Below are 2,219 nucleotides of genomic sequence, written 5' to 3'. Positions count from 1 at the left end.
GGGAGTATGGTGGGCACAGCTCCCATAGAATGTCTTAACCACTCTCCCGAAGCCTGTCCGTGTCCCTATGGACAGGTGCAAAGAGGTATTTCGAGAATATTCACAGTGAAACCGTAAATATTCTCAAAATACTGCTTTGCAGGGTGGCAAGCATATTTTTTGCAATAACATTAAATCATTAGTGTCCACTAAAAATCAGTGTATAGATTTGTAATTTATTAATACATAGTGTTTTAGATACAAAAATAGATGGTGACGATTTGAATTGACTATCTTTGCATATCATAAACAAATCAGTTATTCGATGAACACCGGAAAATATATATTCTCTCAACTTATAGAGTTTCTGCCTCAAAGAGTTTTCGACAGAATTGTAATGAAATACGAAGGTAATAAATACGTAAAGCATTTTACTTGCTGGAATCAGCTGCTTGTAATGATGTTCGGACAGTTGAGCAATCGTGACAGCCTCCGTGACCTGGTCAATATTATTACTGCTCACTCCGGTAAGACCTACCATCTTGGATTTGGCAGGAACGTAACGAGAAGCAATCTTGCAAAAGTCAATGAACGGCGGGAACCTCAGATTTTTGAAGACTTTGCTTATCACATGATTAATATTGCAAGAAAGAAGAGGATCAACAAAGATTTTGAGATAGACGGCAAGATTTATGCCTTTGACTCGACGACTATCGATCTTTGCCTGAATGTCTTCTGGTGGGCAAAGTTTCGACATACTAAAGCCGGCATCAAGATGCATACTCTTTATGAAATTGAAACTGACATACCGACATTCATTCATATAACTGAAGCCAGGGTCCATGACCAGCGTGCAATGGACGTAATCCCTTATGAAACCGGAGCTTACTATGTGTTTGATCGAGGATATTTCGACCTGGAAAGACTTTACCATATACAGAAAACAGAAGCATATTTTGTCATACGACAGAGAGGAAATCTCCGGTATGATGTTACAAAAGTGAACAGAACAAACCATAATGAAAACGGAGTGCTCATGGATCAGGTAATAGAACTTACGGGATACCAGACAAGAAAGAAATATACAGACCCTCTTCGCCGTATTACATATTATGCAAAGGATAAAAACAAAACATTTGTCTATCTGACTAATAACATGGAAATGCCTGCAGTACAGGTAGCACTCCTTTATAAATATCGCTGGCATGTAGAACTCTTCTTTAAATGGATCAAGCAGCATCTGAAAATAAAATCCTTCTGGGGGACTACTGAGACTGCCGTAAGAATCCAAATATTTACGGCCATTACCGCTTATTGCATGGTTGCAATTGTTGAGAATGACCTGAAACTGCATAGATCGACCTACGAAGTGTTGAGAATTTTGAGTGCTTCGCTTTTGGATAAAACTCCTATTAAGGATCTCTTTACCAAACAATCGATTGATAGTGTTGAGGATGGCCAATTAACTCTTAAATTTATTTAGTGGACACTAATGACATTAAATATTAATATCTACCCATTTTGAAATTAGAATATTTTCTCTATATGATAAGTATTCGGACAATTATTTAATTTTAATCAAGGTCTGTGTGCTTTAGGTATAAGTTATTTTTATGGTCATTAACTTCACAGACAAAAACAGTAACCGTTCAGACATTCAATCATCACTAATTATGATAAGAAATCAGCTTTATAGTCACATAAACGATATCTCTTATGCCTAAAGATTTATTCTACCTTGATATTTGCAAACAAAAATACTGCAAATTCGCCTAAGAAATAAACTATTTAGATAAATTTCGATCTGAAAATTGCAGACTATCCGTCTGTAAAATGGAAACTTTTGAATTTGAATAAACTCAAACAGAATAATCCGAAAAAGCTGATGAAAGAAGCTAATCGGTTAAAGGAAATATTTGAATAAAATGTAAGTTCTAATCTTTGAAAAGGAAAAAATTAAAGTCCTCATCCTTTCACAAACTTTAAAAAATAGGTAGACGAACTATGTCTTGCCGTAATTAATACTTGATGGCAGGAAAGCCATCGTGCTATTTCCCTTATAGTTTTAAAAGAGAATAAAACATTCTTGCAACAAAATAATGTTCCATCTTCTTCTGTCCCAAAGCTGCGGTTCTGGCTTAAAGCAAGAACGGCAGGAATATCAGCTTGACGGATATTCGGCTTTAAAGGAAACGGTTCTGCTGTATGGGCAGGAAATCGGCTACCTCCCAGTGCAGGGC

Annotated in this window: 2 protein-coding genes; one reads left to right on the top strand and one right to left on the bottom strand. The window is 36.4% G+C overall.

Going from position 1 to position 2,219, the window contains the following annotated elements; genetic code table 11:
- Nucleotides 1-304: 304 nt before the first annotated feature.
- The gene (locus tag NG821_RS12410; RefSeq protein ID WP_252761973.1) at nt 305-1,462 is read left to right on the top strand and encodes an IS4 family transposase; all 1,158 of its coding nucleotides are present in this window, start codon (nt 305-307) and stop codon (nt 1,460-1,462) included.
- 482 nt (nt 1,463-1,944) lie between these two features.
- Here NG821_RS12410 and NG821_RS12405 read toward each other — a convergent pair.
- Nucleotides 1,945-2,219 (bottom strand): hypothetical protein (locus NG821_RS12405; RefSeq protein WP_252761972.1); only part of this gene is annotated, 275 nt, incomplete at its 5' end.

Origin of the sequence: Segatella cerevisiae, assembly GCF_024054555.1 — a bacterium.
GTDB classification, from domain to species: Bacteria; Bacteroidota; Bacteroidia; order Bacteroidales; family Bacteroidaceae; genus Prevotella; species Prevotella cerevisiae.
Note: the sequence above shows the minus strand (reverse complement) of the source record. Positions and strands in the feature narration are given on the sequence as shown.

What these genes read in the sequence shown, in the direction of transcription:
- NG821_RS12410 (WP_252761973.1), top strand. Translation starts at nt 305, where the DNA reads ATGAACACCGGAAAATATATATTCTCTCAACTTATAGAGTTTCTGCCT.